Origin of the sequence: Pseudomonas sp. MWU12-3088, assembly GCF_023242405.1 — a bacterium.
In the GTDB taxonomy this organism is placed as follows: Bacteria; Pseudomonadota; Gammaproteobacteria; order Pseudomonadales; family Pseudomonadaceae; genus Aquipseudomonas; species Aquipseudomonas kribbensis.
Map to the genome: position 1 here is coordinate 446,938 of NZ_JALJEA010000001.1, position 19,206 is coordinate 466,143.

16 protein-coding genes and 2 pseudogenes are annotated in these 19,206 nt (G+C 53.4%); 14 read left to right on the top strand and 4 right to left on the bottom strand.

Translation table 11 applies throughout. The features are described 5' to 3' along the window. Positions 1-282 precede the first annotated feature (282 nt). From M5B98_RS02080 to M5B98_RS02140, 13 genes and pseudogenes are all read left to right on the top strand, one after another. Positions 283-1,371: an integrase catalytic domain-containing protein gene (locus M5B98_RS02080; RefSeq protein WP_248741625.1), complete on the top strand. Its 1,089-nt coding sequence runs from the start codon at positions 283-285 to the stop codon at positions 1,369-1,371. A gap of 8 nt (positions 1,372-1,379) precedes the next feature. After that, complete coding sequence (locus M5B98_RS02085; protein WP_248741626.1) at positions 1,380-2,024, top strand: Mu transposase C-terminal domain-containing protein; 645 nt, start codon at positions 1,380-1,382, stop codon at positions 2,022-2,024. Between the two features lie 215 nt (positions 2,025-2,239). Beyond that, positions 2,240-2,416: an antitoxin Xre/MbcA/ParS toxin-binding domain-containing protein gene (locus tag M5B98_RS02090; RefSeq protein ID WP_248741627.1), complete on the top strand. Its 177-nt coding sequence runs from the start codon at positions 2,240-2,242 to the stop codon at positions 2,414-2,416. A gap of 262 nt (positions 2,417-2,678) precedes the next feature. Next, the gene (locus M5B98_RS02095; protein ID WP_248741628.1) at positions 2,679-3,278 is read left to right on the top strand and encodes a TIR domain-containing protein; all 600 of its coding nucleotides are present in this window, start codon (positions 2,679-2,681) and stop codon (positions 3,276-3,278) included. Between the two features lie 63 nt (positions 3,279-3,341). Beyond that, the gene (locus M5B98_RS02100; protein ID WP_248741629.1) at positions 3,342-4,958 is read left to right on the top strand and encodes a CBASS cGAMP-activated phospholipase; all 1,617 of its coding nucleotides are present in this window, start codon (positions 3,342-3,344) and stop codon (positions 4,956-4,958) included. Positions 4,959-5,039: 81 nt separating this feature from the next. After that, entirely contained in the window at positions 5,040-6,182 is a 1,143-nt protein-coding gene (locus tag M5B98_RS02105; protein WP_248741630.1) for a toll/interleukin-1 receptor domain-containing protein, read from the top strand. Positions 6,183-6,184: 2 nt separating this feature from the next. Further along, positions 6,185-6,754 (top strand): hypothetical protein, encoded by a 570-nt coding sequence (locus M5B98_RS02110; RefSeq protein ID WP_248741631.1) that lies wholly within the window; start codon positions 6,185-6,187, stop codon positions 6,752-6,754. A 184-nt stretch (positions 6,755-6,938) separates the two neighbouring features. Continuing rightward, positions 6,939-7,775: a hypothetical protein gene (locus M5B98_RS02115; RefSeq protein ID WP_248741632.1), complete on the top strand. Its 837-nt coding sequence runs from the start codon at positions 6,939-6,941 to the stop codon at positions 7,773-7,775. A gap of 153 nt (positions 7,776-7,928) precedes the next feature. After that, positions 7,929-10,058, top strand: coding sequence for a hypothetical protein (locus M5B98_RS02120; protein ID WP_248741633.1), 2,130 nt, complete (start codon positions 7,929-7,931; stop codon positions 10,056-10,058). A gap of 442 nt (positions 10,059-10,500) precedes the next feature. Continuing rightward, the gene (locus M5B98_RS02125; RefSeq protein WP_248742156.1) at positions 10,501-12,912 is read left to right on the top strand and encodes a helicase-related protein; all 2,412 of its coding nucleotides are present in this window, start codon (positions 10,501-10,503) and stop codon (positions 12,910-12,912) included. Positions 12,913-13,098: 186 nt separating this feature from the next. Next, a pseudogene (locus M5B98_RS02130) lies at positions 13,099-13,327 on the top strand (zinc-binding dehydrogenase); the annotation flags it as partial. Positions 13,328-13,568: 241 nt separating this feature from the next. After that, complete coding sequence (locus M5B98_RS02135; RefSeq protein WP_248741634.1) at positions 13,569-14,429, top strand: toll/interleukin-1 receptor domain-containing protein; 861 nt, start codon at positions 13,569-13,571, stop codon at positions 14,427-14,429. 171 nt (positions 14,430-14,600) lie between these two features. Beyond that, complete coding sequence (locus tag M5B98_RS02140; RefSeq protein ID WP_248741635.1) at positions 14,601-15,212, top strand: toll/interleukin-1 receptor domain-containing protein; 612 nt, start codon at positions 14,601-14,603, stop codon at positions 15,210-15,212. A 566-nt stretch (positions 15,213-15,778) separates the two neighbouring features. Here M5B98_RS02140 and M5B98_RS02145 read toward each other — a convergent pair. Further along, positions 15,779-16,396 carry a site-specific integrase gene (locus M5B98_RS02145; RefSeq protein WP_248741636.1) on the bottom strand — a complete coding sequence of 206 codons (618 nt, stop codon included), beginning with the start codon at positions 16,394-16,396 and terminating at the stop codon, positions 15,779-15,781. On the opposite strand from M5B98_RS02145, the pseudogene M5B98_RS02150 reads away from it, so the two are divergent. Next, positions 16,347-17,305 (top strand): annotated as a pseudogene (locus M5B98_RS02150) (DNA-binding protein). The gene M5B98_RS02145 and the pseudogene M5B98_RS02150 overlap by 50 nt on opposite strands. 54 nt (positions 17,306-17,359) lie before the next feature. Here the strand turns inward: M5B98_RS02150 and M5B98_RS02155 are convergent. From M5B98_RS02155 to M5B98_RS02165, 3 genes are all read right to left on the bottom strand, one after another. After that, on the bottom strand, positions 17,360-17,506 hold the full coding sequence (locus tag M5B98_RS02155; protein ID WP_248741637.1) for a hypothetical protein: 147 nt from the start codon (positions 17,504-17,506) through the stop codon (positions 17,360-17,362). Positions 17,507-17,878: 372 nt separating this feature from the next. Then, positions 17,879-18,706, bottom strand: a complete 828-nt coding sequence (locus M5B98_RS02160; RefSeq protein ID WP_248741638.1) for a toll/interleukin-1 receptor domain-containing protein — start codon at positions 18,704-18,706, stop codon at positions 17,879-17,881. A 51-nt stretch (positions 18,707-18,757) separates the two neighbouring features. After that, positions 18,758-19,201, bottom strand: coding sequence for a TIR domain-containing protein (locus M5B98_RS02165; RefSeq protein ID WP_248741639.1), 444 nt, complete (start codon positions 19,199-19,201; stop codon positions 18,758-18,760). Between the last annotated feature and the right edge of the window lie 5 nt (positions 19,202-19,206).

Here is a 19,206-nt window from a genome sequence, read left to right on the forward strand (position 1 = left end):
GGTTATAAAAACAATCTCGATTTATATGAGTATTGTGAATTTAAAATCTCGATGCTTGGGCGTGGAAGGGTTTAACTTATTGAAATTTGCATATTTTTAATTGTCAGCCAAGTGTACTTATTTCCCCTGCTTTTAAAGTTCAATATTAAATTAAATCGGTCTTTGCCTTTGGGGCGCGTTCCCTTCGGTCTTTTGCCCAGGGGTTGCATGTATTAATTGGGCGGCTATGATTACTCAAGTGTCATGTGATTCAGTTGCTCAACAGAGCCGTTGGGGTTGGATATGGATGACGATGATCTGGAGAAAGATAACCAGGGAATTGAACTAAATGCTCAGTTGGCTCCAGTTAAAAATGCCCACGATGGAATCCCCAGAGATTGGAAGGAGTCTGGAGTTCCACCCAGCACTGAAGCCATTCCGTATCAGGTCAGAACGATTGATCACCGAGAGGAGCAACTCGCAAGTGAGCGTATATCTGTATTCGAGGAAATTGATCAAGGGCTGCCTGCCAAGAGGGGCATGGAACTCACTGGGTTAAAAAGATCACATTTCTATAAGTTGCTGGAGGATTATCGCAACGGAAAAAATATCGTTCGGAAACACAGGGGGACACCTATAGGAGGCAGTAGAGCAACGTCAGGACAGGTGGCAGCGCTCAGCAAAGCTTGCGAAACTCACTATAAAGGCCCAAAGGCGTCCATCAGTGAGTTGCTAAAGTGGGCCCGCAATTATTGTGAAGCTACTGGTGAAAAACCGGTAAGTCGTCATACGGCAAGAAAGTTTCTTCTTAACATACCGGAAAAAGACCGTGACCGGAAGGTGCTTACTGCGGAGCAATTTGATCAAAAGTATGGCTTTAAGCCAAAAAAATTTATTATCGATGGTTTGTTGCGTCGTGTGTCAATGGATCATACTCGAGTGGATATATTGCTCGTCGATGAGTATAACAGGGATGTCATCATCGGGCGACCCTGGATAACCATGATCATTTGTGACAGGTCAAGGGTAATCCTAGGGTTTTATCTAAGTATGGAGGCTCCGAGTATAAGTACAGTTGCTGCCGCATTGGCGTTTGCGGTTATGAATAAGCAAAGCAGTTTATTTAGTTTTTTGACTCATCCTGATGAGTATCCGTTTCATGGCATCCCGTTTGTAGTTTTTACCGACAATGCTGCAGAGTTTACGAGCGATGCCTTCATTCAGCAGTGCAAAGAATGGGGGATGGAGTGGGATCATCGCCCCATCGGCAAAAAATGGTACGGCGGGATAATAGAGCGTGTAATTGGCTCGTTCATGACCACTGGAGTGCATTTTCTTCCCGGTTCGACCGGGAGCAACGTGATGGAGCGACAAAGTTTGAAAGCGAGTTAAACGCCAAAATGGACTTCAAGCAATGTGCAGAGTGGATGATGAAGGAGGTTACAGTTTACCATGGAAAAAAACAAGCCGCACTTGGTTGTACTCCGAGGCAAGCTTTCGCTCACTACAAAGCTCAAGGAAAGTATGACTCATCCAGAATTATTTCCACGGAGGATGCGCAGAGGTTTCTCATCGATTTTTGCCCAACCTCTTTCTCCCATAAGGTGCACCCGCATGGTATTAATTTCGCCGGCCGCAGGTATGCAAGTGATGCTTTGGAAGACTATGTTGGCCAAAAGCTGGATGTGAAGTACTTGCAGCACGACCTTAACTATATTTGGGTGAAGACTCCTCATGCATTCCTAAAAATTCCTTGTTCTTACACTCGTGACGGGCTGTCTAAACATTGGGAATCCTACTCGAATCACAAGCAACTATCAAAGCGTATGCCAGCTTTGATTAACAAGGCAGACGGGACTATCGATGATGATTTCGCACTCGCCGCGATGGATCGGCAGGAAGAAATTCTTCAAGAAGCTGAGGCGCTGAAAACGGCTTTCATGAGTGCGCCGAAGCAGTTAGCTCTACCGCCACCACTTCCAGCCCCTCATTCCGTCGAGGGGGATGACCTAGAGGACGTCGAGGAATACCCTATTGAAGAATAGTAAAGTCTATGTTCAAACCGACGAAGGTGCTTGGGAGGAAGAAGATATTTTCCAACCACAGATAATCTTAGACCCCGAAGAGATAGACTTGCTGGTACCAGTGCTGATCATCGATTCTATGGAGACTTGAGTTATGAGCGACCTCAGTCATGTGAAAGCCGACTTAAGGCACCTAATCGAGTTGCCGGCAGAACAACGGATCAAGATTTGCCGCCATGATCGCGATGATTGCGCTGCAGGTATTCGGAAATTCGAAGATCGCGCAAGACTGGCTGGAGATGCCTGTGCGTGAGCTAGGCTGTCGAGCCCCCTGCAGCCTGCTGTGCACGCTTTCAGGGTATGACGAGATTTATGACCTACTCATGCGTCTTGACCATGGCATCTTCACCTGAGCGTTAGCTCTGATCGGAACCCGGTCTGCCTAACCATCAAGAGATGGATCATAGCCATCCTCCGCCGCAGCCGCACTACAGCCGCTTGCATGCCTGCTGCCATCATAGTGATGTCAACTCCAGCGCTTGGTGGTAGTCTCCCTGCATTTCAAAGCCTCCGCTGCTGGACGGCCTCGCTTTTGATGGCCACAGCAGCCCCGCATGCAGCCCTTCGCTGAGGCTGGGAGCCGAGGCAGGGGGTGCTAACGAACGGGAGCAAGGGATGGCACGGAGAACGTTTTTTTCCTTCCATTATCAGGAAGACGTGTGGCGATGCTGGAATGTCAGGAATTGCCTGGTGGTCAGCAAGGATCAAGAAGCCCAGGGCTTCTTTGATGGCAGTATATTCGAGGCCTCCAAGAAGGAAGGCGATGAAGCGCTGAAGACCTTCCTTCGCAACGGTCTCAACAACACTTCTGTAACGTGTGTACTCGCTGGCCAGTACACCGCCGGCAGGCGGTGGGTGCGGTACGAGATCGTGCGCAGTGTCCTGAAGGGCAACGGGCTGCTCACCGTTGATATCCATGGCGTGAGAAACAACGACAAGCAGCTCGGGGTGAAAGGCACAAACCCTCTGGATCAGGTGGGACTGTATCTCGCCAACGGCAAAATTCTCTTCGCGGAGGTCAAGGGCGGAAAGTGGGTGAGGTATGAGGATTACACCCTTGCCATTCCGGCCGCTGATCTGTGGTTCGATGCTCCTACCCGCGACACGGTAGTCCCCCTTTCCAAGCACTGCATGAGATACGACTTCGCCGCTCAGAATGGCAGGGACAACATCGCTGGCTGGATCGAAACGGCGGCAGGCCTGGCTGGCCGTTAGAAATGCACTCCTAGCCGTGTTGGCTCACAGCAATCGATATTTCAGATTACTCAGGTATTTCACATGGCAGTTATACAGCGCCTGGCCGGCGTCAGGATCCATCTGTCCGGATCAAATAAAGAATCAAAACCAGAGATTGCTGCTTTCGTACAGAAGCTCGCAGCTAAGGTCTTCAGCGAAGGAGGCTCCATTGTCCATGGAAGCCATCCCACATTCACTGCGCCACTGCAGAAGGCAGCAGAAGACTTCATCGAGGCAGGCGGTAGCAAAGGTGCGCTCACGCTTGTTCGAGCGAAAAGCTTCTCGACCGACCAGTACACCGCTGAAATTGAAGCGCAGAGAGCATTTGCTTCTGTAGAAATTGTGCCTGCAGATAATAGCGATGACACCGCAGCAGACGGCCTGACCCCGATGCGAGACTGGATGGCGGATCGTTCTGACGTCGTTGTTTGCGTGGGAGGCGCTTGGTGGGACGTCAACAAAGCAAAAGCGGGCGTTCCCAATGAGCTTGATGCAATGCTTGAGCTCGGTAAGCCCGGCTTTATTGTGGCTGGCTTCGGCGGGGCAATCGCAGGCTACCTCAAAGAAGACCCTTCGTTGCTATCACGCCTGCGCAACGGGTTGCCTGAGGCAGTCAATAAGGTTATTGCCGAAAGCACGTCTGCAGACCAGGTTGTGGATCTAATTGTAGAACAGCTGAAAAACCTGCCACTGACCCGGCGGAATGTTTCGCGGGGTCGCAATTTCCGTATCTTGGCCCTGGACGGAGGCGGGCTCAGAGGCACCTTCACAGCCGCAGTCTTGGCCAAGTGGGACGATATGCTGAAGGCCGGCGGTGGAAACGACCTGATCTCGCACTTCGATCTGGTGGCCGGTACATCCACGGGCGCGATCCTGGCGATTGGGCTGGCATTGGGCTTGAAGCCAGGTCAAATTCTTGAGTTTTACCAGACGAAGGGGCCAAAAATTTTCCCCAAGAACCGGGCCCTACGGCACTGGGTCTTTTCCAAGCATGACTCCGCGACACTGAAGGAGTTACTCACTGAGGTTTACGGCGAAAAAACGCTGGCCGGGGATTCCCTTTGCCGCTTGGTGATCCCAACGGTGAAGGCCAAGCATGGTCACGCAGAAGCTATTGTCACACCGCATAGCCCAGATCGTACGGCTTATAGAGATATAACAGCCGTGGAGGCTGCGCTGGCCTCTTCTGCGGCGCCCACCTACTTTGATGAGGCCGAATTCAATGGCGCGGTAGCGCTGGAGACTTTCCTGGATGGTGGTGTCTGGGCTAATAACCCCATTCTGCCAGCCCTGGCTGAAGCGGTTCGTTATCTGAAGGTACCTTTGGATAGGATCGATGTTCTGAGCGTCGGTACGCTCACCAGCGAAAGCGATTTCAGTACTCGGTTCCTAAACGGCAAGGCAGGTTGGGCGCTTCACAGCACAGATCTCTTTTTCGCCGCCCAGGAGCATGGCGCTTTGGCGTTGGCGGATAGCTTCCTCGGCCCGACCCGGCACCTACGTGTCAACGAGCAGACCCCTCTAGAAATCAAACTTGATGACACCGAGGCCATCCAGGATATGGCGCAACGGGGCAATGAGGCCGGCAAAAAGCACTTTGCTGAGGTGCGTTCTAGGTTCTTCGACGGCCAGCATGTTGATCCGTGGGAGCGGTTCTGAGTGGGCATGGGCACTGAGAGGTTAACCCTCCCAGTGCCCATTTGATTATTGGCGCTTAATGAGTCCGGTAGCGGGGCTGTCATGTCATTCATCTATCAGCTAGCTGTCTTGGGAACACCCTCGGCAGCGCAAATTTCTGAGCTTGAAAGCGCTGTAGCAGATGCGGTTTCCATGTTTGGCTTGAGGTTAGGCCAGGAAATCGGCTGGGAAATCGTTCCAGCCGCCTTCACCCCCCACCAGCAACGATCAGCTGCTGTGGTGTTTTTTGGCGGAGTGGGCGCGGATCATCCTAGCTTACCAAGCTTGCTGCGAGGTGGTGTTCCTGTCGTCCCAGTCGTGTCCGACCTGGGGCGAGTCGCGACTGAAGTCCCAGAAATCCTGCGCCCGCTGAACTGCTTGTCTTACGCCAGTGGTGGGGCAAAACGAGTCGCCACGGCCCTGCTGGAATGCGCAGGCTTGCTTCCAAAGCAGAGACGGGTCTTTGTCAGTTATCGGCGAGACGAGGCCAGGCAGGCTGCGTTGCAGATGTTCGATGCGCTTTCTGCCAGGCATTTCGATGTGTTCCTGGATACCCACAGCATTGCGCCGGCCGAAGATTTTCAGACCATGCTGTGGCATCGGCTTTGCGACTCTGACGTGTTATTGATGCTCGATACGCCTGACTACTTCAACAGTCGATGGACATCGGCCGAGTTCGGGAGGGCGCTTGCCAAGGGCATCAGCGTGCTTCGAGTAGGATGGCCTGAAGCTCAGCGTTCCGCGCGCTTGGCTACCGCAAGCCTTGCTGAGCTCGATGCGAGTGAGCTGGATGTCGCATCTGGAAGGATTTCTGACCACGCGATTGACCGGATTTGTCTCCAGCTTGAAGAAGTCCGCAGCAAGAGCCATGCGGTGCGAACCGTTAACCTGGTGAGCAATCTGCGAATCGGCATCGAGTCCATTGGTGGCGAGGTGATTGGGATGGGAGCCGGGCGCGGGATTCAGGTACGTCTGCCCGATGATCGGATGGTCGTGGTTTACCCAACGGTGGGCGTGCCGACCTCCACGACTATGCACGAAGCTTCAATGAACTCTCCTGAGGGATCTGTGGCCATACTCTATGACCATGTAGGCCTGCATCCGCAGTGGCTGAGTCATTTGGACTGGCTCGGCCAGCACATCCAGGCGACCCGATGGGTTAAGGCCTGCGAAGCGGGCTGGCAATTTGCAGACTGGAGGGCGTAGAAATGGGGGCGATTTTTCTCTCGGCAAGTATCCCAGTGGCTGGGCGAGGTCAGTATTTTGAGACTGCTGACCCGTTTCTTATCCAGTGTGCCGTTCGCGAGTTCGCCATCGCTGCGGTTCGCCAGCACAAGATCGTATGGGGCGGCCATCCAGCAATCACCCCAATGATCTGGAGCATTTGTGAAGATCTCGGTGTTGATTACGCAAGCTCTGTGGTTCTGTATCAAAGCCGATTTTTTGAAGGGAGCTTCCCAGAAGAGAACCAGCGATTTGACAACGTGATCTATACAGATGCCGTGCCAAACGACCTCCAAGGCAGCTTGCTATTGATGCGCAAACAGATGCTCTCTCGACCAGATCTAGTCGGTGCTGTGTTCATTGGCGGGATGGACGGTGTAGAGGTCGAATACGACATCTTCAAGCAGTTCAATCAAGGCTCTTTCATTCTGCCGGTTGCCGCGCCAGGCGGTGCAGCGCTGAATCTTGCTCGCGATAAAGGTTATTTCACTGAGTCCGAGCTTGACGACATAGATTTCGCATCGCTATTCAACCGGTTTTTGCCTGCTCATTAATTGTGGGTAAATTTCCAAGCAAGGATGCCTGGTAGAAGCCTATGCCGTGGGTGGCTATCGACCCTCTCAACTTGTTACCTACGGTTGGGGCGCCATCTAATTAACGGTAACAAGGAAGCCGTTTACAGATGTGGGGCGTATCGATATTGCGCGCCGGGCCAAAAGTTTTAGTGAAGGAGTGTTAATGTATTTAGGGTTTGAGCTAGAGGGCTTCAAGTCACTTGGCGCTGTATCGCGGCAGGAGGTTGAAGCTTATAAAGCTAACGCTGGCGGGCTAAATATCAGCAAGCTCACAAATGCCATTGTTGCACAGCTGGGAGGCAAAGACGTTTTAGGCGCTAAAGAACTTGCTCAAATCCTATTCCCTTCTGGCCACGCCCACATTTTTCTCTCTCACTCCCATGGTGATGAAGAAAATGCCATAAAATTCGCCATCGCGATGGAGAAGAGGAGTGTCGAAGTGTTCATCGATTCTTGTGTTTGGGGGAGCGTTGGTGAGCTTTTGGATGCCGTGAATGAGCAGTACTCAGAATCTGAAATCGTCGGGGATCAGAAATATTACTCGCACAGGAAATGTGATGAGGCTGCAGCGGCAGCTTACGTCATGTTGATGACGGAGCTTCACAGGATGATCGACCAGACTGAATGCTTCGTCTTCTTGAATACCAGTAAATCTGTGCCCCTGAAAAGTGCTGGCCGAAATCAAACCTTGTCACCTTGGATTTACTCCGAGCTTTCATTCAGCGCGCAGGTTCGCACCAAAGTTCCCCGCAGACAGCGACTCCCCAAATCTGAGCGTTTTTTTGCAGATGAGATTAGCCTGGAGGAGGCACCTTTTAGCCCCAAGTCAGCCGCGTTCGGATTCGATATTCCTACCGACCACCTGCCTAAAGTCAGTGGTAGAGAGCTGATGGATCATTTTGAGCGTGTGAGCTATAAGGGCGGCTTCTATCTCGACTCCCTCTATTACGCTTACGGTCTCGAAGATGAGTTCTCTGAAAGGTCAGATGAAAGTGCGTAGGCATGTGGCCACTGGGGAGCGCGGAGGCATGGCAGATGCCAACCGCTCACTCTTGGCGACCGGCCTCAATATTCGCTTAACTTGATGACGGATGATCGGCTAAGGTGTGCCATGAGTTACATATTTGTGCCGAAATAGATTGGAACGTGAGCAATGGACTGCGATCAACTGCTGGACGACCTATGTCGCTATGTGGCTGCTGAGCCAGGGTCACTGGAGGCCGCAGTTCAGGAGCTGTTTGAGGGGCTAGCAAGGGGCAATGAGCTGGTCGCGATCAGTGCACATCTGCGGTCGTGCGAATACTCAGCCTTGAGCTCGGTGATCAGAGAAGTCTCAGCGCGCCCAGGCGCTTTTCTGAAAGTCCAGGGGCGACTCAAAAGGCTCCGGGTGGAGCGGCAAATCCAAGGTTCCGAACTCTCGTCAAAAAAAACCAGGAACAAGGATGCGCTTCTTAGGGAGCTCAACGCCCTTGTGGCCGCTTCCGACCTTCCAGCAGCAGAGCGTTTGCTGCTCGACACCCTCGAAGATGGCCAAGACCCTGATTACCTGATGTTACTGGGCCGAGTCTTCACGCTTCAGCACCGTCCGGTTGAGGGTGCCAAGGCGATGCAAACAGCCGATGCTATCCGGCGTCAACAAAGAGCATTCTCCCTCGGCTACTCGTCTAGCCAAGACGATCAACTGAGCGAAGAAGATTTAGAGTTCTTCCAGGTAAACGCTCGCCAATTTGCGCCATTAGAGATGGACGCTGACGAACCGCAACCCGTGCGTCAAGGCGAAGTCTTGCCCCTGGCTACAGCGTTCATTCCAAGTACTGAAGTACGCAGCACTGGAAGCGGAGCACCGCCGCATCGAGCGGGTGTCCCAAAAGAACCCAAGCGCAGGCTTAGCCTGAATCCATCGAAAGCTGTTGAGCCCGATATCAAGTCAGATAGCGAAGATGTTGCTCAGATCCGTGTTGTCAGCGAGCCTTCACGATCATTTACCGCTCCACTCAACGCTTCTGACCCGACAGCAGCGGTGAGCTGGCCTAATGATCCCGAGGAGTTGGATTCTCAAGCTGACGCAGAGTTTTCGCCGGGCTCATCGAGGAATCTCTTAACCGATGCTCCTGTGCCAGACGATTTTGTGGCCTCTCGCGACCAGGATGCTTTTCACCTCGACCAAATCGATGGCATCGATGGCATCGATGAGCCCATGATGCCGGATGTCGAATCCTACGCGAAATACTCCAGCTTTGACGCGAACGCCGCGGACGACTTCTCCGAATTGGCCCTCTTTGATTCAGAAGGAGAGCTTGAAGGCATTCTTCCGGCCAGTGGTGTATACCATGATGATCCGGAAGATGAGTTCGCGATCTATGACTTCGATGCAGACTCGCTGCTGGAAGACGATGACTTTAAGGTTGAACCCAAAGAGGCGGCATCGGAATATCAGCTAACCCGCGAGGAGCGTGCGCTGCAGAAGGCCGTTGCGCTCATAGTTAAGTATGACTGGCCTCACGCCACGCGTTTTCTTATTCAACGGATTTTCGTGATGAGCGGGTGGGGTGCCACCAGGCTTGCTTTGGAGCGAGCGATTGATGAGGGACTGACGCCCGAGGAGCTCGTCCTAGCTGCTCACATCAAGGTGATCTGGGCAGATAATGACCTGTATTGGATCGCTTTCGACAGCACTGGCAATACCCGCTTGTCCTGCCACGCCCTCTCATGGCGTACGGCGCTGCTGATTGTCCGATCATTTGAGTCGATTCCGCAGGTGGAAGAGATCGATGTCCTATTGGAGCAGCTGTTCGAGTCCTGGTATGAAAACCCGACGCTTCGGCGTGTCTTCAAGGCTTTCGCTAGATACCTCTGGTATCGCTTTGGTGATCTGGACGCAGTCCTTCCACCAAGCGTCTACTGGGACTTCGATTCACCCCATCGGTGGCCGACAGAAGAGTCCAGCGACCTTGGCGTCCCAGATGACCTAGGAATTCAGAAGCTCCAGAAGCTTCGGTCATACGGCGTACCTCACATAAAAGACCCTCAAGTGCCTGGCTGCTACTTCAGTGACCTTCCTATCAAGTCGGAAGCGGAGGAGGTCGCTCGGATGGAAAGGCAGGACAGTGATCAGCCAGCAGAATCAACCACTGGCAACGTCGAATGCACCGACCATACGGCAGATCTGTCCCTCGCGGAGCTCACACCGCAAACCACCTTTGAATTTACAGTGAAGCAATGCTCGGCACCCACACTCGACTCGTCGATCGAATCTTCTTCCCAATCGCTAAGTGTCAGCTGATCGGACTCACAGGGAATACTGAATGAAACCGCTAAGACTTTCTCACGTACAGGGCTGTTTAGTTAAGCGGGTGACCCCGGGCGGTCAGGAGGTCTTTGGCGCAGTCAAGCTGGCGATTGCTGAGAGTGGCGAGATCCAGGTGCGTTGGACTGGGTCAGATCGACCAAATTTCGTTGATGCTGCCACCGTGAGTTCAGGCTTTAAGAATGGCCAAGACGTGTTGGACTGCACTCCTGGTACGGGTGTGCGCTCTCTAGGTCAGGGCGTAATCATGCAGCAACGAAATCTGGCTGGTAGCGAGCAGGCTCTAGTAGACTTTCCAGAGCGAAGAGAACGGCACTGGCTACCTTATCAGTACCTGCGCCATATCAAAGCGGTGAAACACCGGTTTGTGCAAGCACTACATGGCCAAGAGCCGGACGCCGAGCGTCTCAGGTTGCGGATGCTCGCGCACGCTATCAAGGTATGGAACGAGAACACGGGATCCCTTTCGCACTTAGAAATCGACCCGCTGCCACATCAAATCAATTTGGTACACCACATCCTGGCATCGAACAACCTGAGCTGGCTGATCGCAGATGATGTGGGCTTGGGCAAAACCATCGAAACAGGGATGCTGCTTCACGCCCTGATCCAGCGAAACCGTGTGAAGCGCATCCTCCTGATCACGCCGGCCGGCTTAACCAAGCAATGGCAGGATGAGCTGTACTACAAGTTCAAGCTCGAAGACTTCGAGATCTATCACGAGGATTTCGTCGTCAATGAGCCGCGCCAGTGGAAGATGCACGACTGTGTAATTGGCTCGCTGGATCGCCTCAAACAACCTGATCACCTGGAAAGCTTGCTTCAGGCAGAACCCTGGGATCTCGTCATTTTCGACGAAGGACACCGACTCAGTCGGCGACAGTATGGCCTGAAGTTTGACAGCTCTGAGCGTTACGACCTTGCCAAAGCGCTCCGGAGCCGCACACAGCACATGCTGCTTCTGAGCGCCACGCCTCACCAGGGAATGCAGGACAAATTCGTAGCATTACTTGAGTTGCTCCGCCCGGAAAGACGGCAGGAGCTTATGATGCTCAGCCTCAAGCCTGAGATCTTGCGCGACATGGTTTACCGCAACCACAAAGCGGACGTCACCGACGCAGACGGGCAATTCATCTTCCAAGGAAAGAGCACCTTCGCGCTCAAGGTGCCCAGCAGTCCGGAATCGATTGATTTCGACCAGACACTTCAGGCCTACCTACGTAAGGGCTATGCCGCAGGCGAAGCCCTGGGTCGGACGGGAAACGCTATTGGGTTTGTGATGACCGTCTACCGCAAGCTCGCAGTGTCTAGTGCTGCTGCGATCCACCAGGCCCTCCAAAATCGTCTCCAGCGATTGCTGGATGTTCATGCTCAAGAGACTGTTTTCAGCGAACCGACCGATCAGCGATATGTCGGTGAATGGGAAGAACAGGTAAGGGGCGAGGCGGAAGAGTTTTTCGCCGGCGAAATCCAACTCCTTCGCCAGCTCATTGAAGACGCCGCATCGCTGATGGCCAATGACTTGAAGCTCACCGTGTTCATTGACAACGTAATCTCGTCAATTGATGAGGAGACCCCCGACGAGAAGGTACTGATCTTTACCGAGTACCGTACGACGCAGCGCTATCTAAGAGATGCCCTTGCCGCCCGATTTGGTGATGGTAAGGTTGCACTCATCAATGGCTCCATGCAGCACGCAGAGCGCCGTGAGGCTATTGCTCAGTTCGAGGCTCAGGGTCGATTCCTTATCTCCACCGAGGCAGGTGGCGAAGGTATCAACCTGCAGAGACACTGCCACATCATGGTCAACTATGACCTGCCATGGAACCCGATGCGCCTCGTCCAACGGATCGGTAGGTTGTATCGGTATGGCCAAAAGTTGAAGGTCGTGGTGTTCAACATCCAGCAATCGGACAGCCTTGATCAGGACATCGTTGACTTGATGTACGAGCGGATCGACAGCGTGGTGCGCGACCTGGCGCAGGTGCAGAAGCACGAATTCAACGAGGGGCTGAAGGATGAAATACTTGGTGAGGTAGCGGATCTCGTCGACGTGGAGGACATCCTTCAGCAGGCAACGAAGTTAGGGATTGAGCGCACCAGCGAGCGTATTGATGCGGCATTGGAGGAAGCCAGGAGGGCTGCTGAGAAACAGAGGGAGATTTTTGCCCATGCTGCTACGAACGATGCCAATGAATTGGGAGATCAGGTGGCAATCACCATTGATCATCTCCAGAGCTTCGTCACTGGGATGTTTGATCAATTAGGGGTTGAGATTTCTATACCAGCTAACGAGCCTCGCCTCCTGCGGATCCGCCTGCCTGAATTGGTGATGCAGGAGCTGGGACTCAGTAAAAAAGTCTCTTCGCGCATGGACGTCACAGTAGATAGGGCGCTCGCCGCTCGCCGTCCTGATACCCGAATGTTGGACTTGACCTCATCCTTGATGCAGTACCTTCTGGCCAAAGCATGCCTGTACGACTTCGGTGGCTTGGTAGGATCCGTTTGCGCGCCAAGCTTGGGGGAGGGCAGCGGTGCACTGTTTGGTGCCATGCTGCGGTGGCAAGGGCCGCAAGGTAATCGCGTGCGACAGGAGTTTGTGACCATCCTGGCGGGACAAGAGGGAACCAAGGTCAACTCTGGAGTTGTCAGTGGCTGGCTGATGCAGCCGGCGCATTTCAGTGCGCAGATGGCTTCTGTTGATTCGTCACGCGCGCTTTATGATGCAGCTAACAAGGTAGCGATCCAGCGCCTGTCGGAGTTGAGTAATCAATACCTGATCCCCGAAAGCCTCGATTGGGCTGGAGCAGCCTGGACGTTCTCTGACTGAGGGTCTGGCAAGCATCTCGCCTAAGGGAGTCGGAAGGTGGCAGCTCGACGAGTCAGCGCTCAGCTGCCCATGAGACACGGCTTGCTCATATGTCCCACGTCTCGGGTGAGAGTAACTGCGCGATGTTGAGGTGATCGAAACAGTCCGCAATGTTAGCGTTTGTTTGAGCTCGGCATCCGCCTGAGCACTGGACAGAGCACCAATCTCAGCTTGATGCCCCTGATCTTCCGTCAGACCACGATCCGCGGCATCGCGGTTGCTCCTAGATCCTCGTTTGACCGTATGAAAGAGTTCTTGAACCCATGCTATCTCGCCGGTGATCGACCATGTCTACCCGTTTGAGCAGGCGCGTGAAGCGTATGAGCACCTCTCGAAAGGTGCGTTTGGCAAGGTTGTCATCTCCGTAGGTCAGTAACCACGGTTGATCAAAAAAGGAAGCAGCCTCGGGGTTGCTTCCTTTTTTGCGTTGATGCCGTAAAGTCTGCAATCTCGACCTTCGTCTGGGTGGCCAAGTGCCACTTGAGGTTTAAATTTCAGTATAATCCCAACCTCAATTCTTGGCCGATGAAGCGGCCATTGAGCCTGGCACATAGCTGTAGTCCTCCGTGATACAGCGCCGCCGTTTCGCGCCATGAACTTCGATTAAGGATATTTCGATGTACGTAGGTTTTGAGTTAAACAGGTATTCACATCTATCGGTACCTGATGAAGATGAGCTTGAAGCGTTTCGAGAGCAAGCCAAGGGGCGGTATGACAAGCTCTCTAACTATCTAATTGGTGTATTTGAGAAAAAAGAAGTCATTGACGCTCAAAAAATTGCCGACCACATCTTTCCTTCCCAGGATGCTGATGTTTTCCTGTCCCACTCACATGCAGATGAGGACAAGGCGATTGAATTGGCGGTTTCGTTGCAGGCAAGAGGGCTGCGTGTCTTTGTTGATTCTTGCGTCTGGGGTTATTTCCACGATCTCCTACATGATCTCAGCGAAATCTACGCAGACCCTAAGCGCGAAGAAAATCGAACCATCTACAATTATCGTGATGCTATAGATTTGGCCGCTGGCGTGCATATGATGCTGACTGGCGCTCTACATAAAGTGATTCACCAGTCTGAACTGTTCATTTTTCTTAATACGACCAAGTCAATTCCTCTTGAAGATTATCAAGAATTTGACCGGACATTTTCGCCCTGGATTTATTCGGAGCTCCAGTTTAGTGCGTACGTGGGTAATGAAACTCCGAAGCGACGCTGGAAGCCGGCCCTTGAGTCCGTCGATGGTTCAGAAGGCCTTATCAAGTCAACTGCATCGGTAAGATCAGACGCGCTGCTCGCCTTTAAAGCATTTAATCGCCACTTGCCAAAGGTTACCGGTGAGGAGATGCAAGAATGGTACAACTCTCGGCAGGAGTGGAGCAAAGACCTTACCCGCGCAGAAGTGGCATTGAACAATGTTTATGACAGCCTGTCTCTCGAGGATCGCTTTAAAGATTTGAAGGCCAGGGCAGAGCGAGGCTAGCGGGCAGTATCAGGACTGCATTATGAGGTAGGGTTTCCTGCCTCATTTGAAGTTTCCTGCCTGCAGTCAGGCACTCAGATTCCCAAAGATGTACAGTTTCTAGCTTTACGCCAGCAATGGCCATGATGTTCTATGTATAGTACCTGGCAGGTTACCGGACGGAGATCGAAATTGTCGTACTTCACCCAGGCGGAAGCACGTAAGGTCGGACAGCGGGCTCTACGTGGCGGCCGTAGTGCCATTGATGCCATTAAGAGTGCCCAGAAGAACTACAAGGTTACGGAACGATTCGACATCTTCCTCTCCCACGCTATGGTGGATGCGGAGCTTGTCCTTGGGATCAAGGTTTTGCTGGAGGAGGAAGGCAAGAAGGTCTATGTGGACTGGATTGATGATCAGGCTCTGGATCGCAACCGCGTTACAGCCGACACCGCCGAAGTCCTGCGTCACCGCATGCGGCAGTGTGAAAGCCTTCTATACCTCGCCACTGAGAACGCTCCTAAATCCAAGTGGATGCCGTGGGAACTCGGCTACTTCGACGGGTACAAGAATGGCAGTGTAGCTGTTCTGCCAGTGATGGAAGAGTCGGATTCCCCCTTTGAAGGCCAGGAATACCTAGGGCTTTATCCGGTTGTGACAAAAGAAATGGTCATTCAGAGCAACCCGAGTCCTGCCCAGGGTCGCGGAATTCGCGGGTCGTACGGTTCACCTGTAAACGTCGGATCCCCGTTCACCGTTGACTTGCCTGATTTCCCCATTGGTGGGCCAAGGATTTTCTTCTGACTGAGATGTGTAGAGAGTCCAGCTCACTGGAGGCTGCAATGAGCAGCCTCCCATTGAGAACTCAGGTGAACAGAGGGAGCACGAACTCACCGAGCTCCTCGATGGTTTCCTTCACAGGCGCCCGCGAATCTCCCCGCAAAGCTTGTTAACCAGTTCGGTCGTCGATTCGCCCGTGCTTTCGCTGATGGCCAACGTCAATAACGTCAGTGGGCTGAGGCCCAGTCGGTCACTCTACTGCTGCAGCTTGTCCAAGGTAATGCTCGACTTACCAGCCTCCAGCTTTGAGAGGTAGTGCGGCTTGTCGTGTCTGCGAACTCGCGCTGGGAAATGTTTCGCTTGGCGCGTAGTGCGCGCAGGACTGTTGCGAATGAAGCCTTGAGTGTCATGAGGCCATCCCGCTCATTTCATCATCAGTTCGCATGCCTAGTAATGCTCCTTGCTGTGAAGTAGCCCTTGCGTCCTCGCGCGCGAGCTTATCATGAAGGTTCTTACTGTCGTTTGGATGGCTGCCACGACAGTTTCCATCCAAATGGCATCCCGAATCGCCTTAGAGAAACCACGACGATTCAAGTTATCTCAAAAACATCGATCGATTGAGATTGAACCGCCAAGCTGCCGAAGGAGTTACTGGCGTCTACGTACTTCAACGCAGATTTCATGTCTCGCCACCCCACATAGGTCATCAAACCTTTGATGTCCCATCCATTCGCCGACGCCCACGTTGCAAAGCCTCTTCGCATCGAGTGGCTGCTGTACGCCGCGGCTGGGATGCCCGCAGCCTCTAAAATCCGGCGCAGCAGGGGAATCAAGCTGCTGGCCCTGAAGCCACTGTCGGAAAGATTCCCCCAGCGATCGAGCTTGCGGAATATCGGCCCGTCCACGATACCTGACACAGTGATCCAGTTGATGTAGGCCTCGACCGGGCAAAGTTGCTTGAGGGAGGGCGTGTAGAAGGTGCTACCCTGATAGTCGCGGTCGGTCTTGGAGTAGGGCAAATAGAAGGTGATTCCAACACCGGCTTCCGCCTGAGTCGTCTCAACACGAAGGCGCGCCAATTCATCGCTTCGAAATCCGCGCCAGAAGCCAATTAGCAACAGGGCGGAATCGCGGCGGTACCGCATCAAGCTCTGGTAGGTGCAGAAGGCACGCGCTGCGCTGCATGCCCGCGGCGTCAATCCGAGCATCGATGCAGTGCGCGTTGAGCTCGGAAATACGGGGTCAAAACCACTATTTCGCGGTACATGCAGGAGCTGGAGTCCACAGATGTGCGCTCCCAAGCTGATCCAGGTCGCCTATGTGACGAGCTAACTGCAATGGTCAGCCAGCTTCTGAAGCGCGTGCTGGAGGAGGGCAATGTGGCCCTGGCGAAGGAGAGACTGACTCATGAGCAAAGCATCGCGGCGAGGGATCAGCGTGTAAGCGAATTGGAAGCTGAGCTCAAGAAAAGCAAGCAGGTCGTAGCTAGTCGAGACGTGGCATTGGCGGCCCAGGCTGAGGAGTTGAGAACGTCCCAGTCTTCCCTCCAGGCGGAGATCACACGAAACGCTCGCATCAGCCAAAGCTGCGCCGATTTGGAGTTACGGATACAAGAGAAGGATGAGCAGGTGCGGTCACTGGAGGAAAAGCACGCACATGCCCGTGATGCCATGGAGCATTACCGCTCCGCGATCAAGGAGCAGCGTGAACAGGATCAGCGCCGTCATGAAACACAGCTGCAGCAGATGCAGCAGGAGACCCTGCAACTCCAGCAGACCTTGATGGTTCGCCAGGACGAGCTCACTCGGCTCAATCGTGACAATGAGCGTCTGCTGGGTGAGGCGCGTCAGCAGAGTAAGCTGGCGCTTCAAAGCCAGGATGCGGTCGAGCAGCAGGAAGGGGATCTGGCGCTGGCGAATAAGGCTACAGCCAGGGCGGAGGGGGCGAAAGAAATGCTTCAGGAGCAGTTCACGGCTGTGAGAAGTAGCAACGAAATGCTTTCGACCGAGCTCACCGAGCTACGTGCCAAAGCCGCGGCACTTGGCGAGGAATTGTCTGCTGCAAATAAGGCCCTGGAGACTTGCCGCAGTCAGCGACCAGACACGCCTAGCGAGTAACGATCACTGGAGTGGTGCCGAAGTATTTGTCGTAGCCACCCGCCCCGATCGACCTCAAGGTGATTCAGGCGCGGAGGGTGAAGCCTTGACTTGATCCTGCTGGCGCTTCAATTGTTCGGCGACCACGAACACGTTGTCTGCTGGATCCGGACGCTCGCTCTCATAGCCGTTGCGCGCCAAGACCGCGAATGCTTCTTCCACGGCTTTTTCCTTCGGGTTTCGATCTATGAATGACTTCATGGTTGGCAGATCCATCGGGACAGGTACGGATAGCTGAATACATTTCGGACAGCTACGAAAGACAGATTCCCCCCTTGGTAAATCACCAAAACCGCCGGGGAGGTGAACTAGGATAAGCCCTCGACCTCGTGGGGAGCAGTGGCTTGCGATCTGATCCGATAACCGCCTTCGCTCAATGAGTGATTATCTAGTCAAGCGACAGCAATACTCTAGTTCAGGCAGGCATTAAGGCTGCGCTTTGGAGTGGCGGGGCAATGAAGCTCGACCCGCCAGCACAGGCATCAGTCCCATGTGCAAGCAGGTCGATCAGAGGGCAACGACTCTCCCCAGTTGCTACATCTGCAGTGATTCACGCTTACGGTAATAGTGGCGAGGCACATCGAAGCGGCTGTAGAGTTTGTCCAGCGTCACGCCTCCTGGGGTACCTGTCGGCTGGGTAACAAGCCAATCACGTAGCGCATTGCCAGCAATTTGAGGGAGGTGATCATTGAACGCCCTGAAAGCAGTGATGTGTTGCATGCTCTCAAGGGCTAAGCTTTCCAAGCCTTTCGTGCTATCCAGTAGTACGCCATCATCTCGCTCCAAGATCCGCTTGGGTATGAAATGCCGCACCTGGAAGCTGAACTGCAGCTCAGAGTAAAGCCATGGGGAAAATGTTCTCGCTTTGTCATTGAAGACCAAGGGGATGGACTTTTCAGACCGCACAAATATGAAGGTTTCCGCTCGTGCGATCGTGCGGTGAAGGGCGCCTGCCAGCATCATGTGGACATCGGCATGAATCCGGTGGATGTGGTCATCCTTGGATTCGTCTTCCGATGGCCGGGTCTGGGCGATGATCTTGGAAACCAGATCGCCAAAGAATCCCCACACCGTTGAGTCGACAAAGACCTTCAAACCGCGCTTACCCAACGACAATGCCAGATCAACAGCATTGCGCTGATCAGCATGAGAATGGGAGAGGAATACGTCGTAGTCCCCCTCCGGAAAAATCTTCTTCGACAAAGCTTCAGCATCCAGGACGATGCGCTGGTTGTAGGAGCCAATTATGAACAGTGCAAGGTCGTCAATGCGGCTTTTAGCACCCTGAATATATCGGTCGATGCTCAAACCTGATAAAGGATCGGTAGCCTGGTAATTCTCGATCTCGAAGCCTACGTACATCAGATAATCCCTATTCCGAAGAAAGAGGCGCCATTCGGCGCCTCATTATTGCTACTGCTTCCCGGCCGCCTTCGCAGCTTCCTCAACCCACTTGCCTAGATTTGTCCGGCCATCATGGTTGTTCCACTGGTAGTGCGGAGCTCCCGGAACGCGAAGCCCACAGCATGCTGTCGTGTTGCCCTTGAGGTCGGCGATCTTGCTGATGTCGATGGTCAGGATGCCATTGCCGCGCGCAATGCTCTGCTCGATCTCATATTTCACCCACTTACTCTTATCTGTGGTCGCTCCAACGAGGACAACGGTTACGCTGGTGCCATGCAGCTGATCAGTGATCCATCTCTTGATGGCAGCATCGCCCTGACGCTCCACTTCCTCGAAATCAGCCTTGTCGATGAAACCCACCTTTTGATCCGAGGCGATGACGTTGCTGTTACGCACGTTCATCGCGCGATGCACGTCCTCGTACTGAAAGCTGAAAAATACCTTTCTTGCCATGGTGA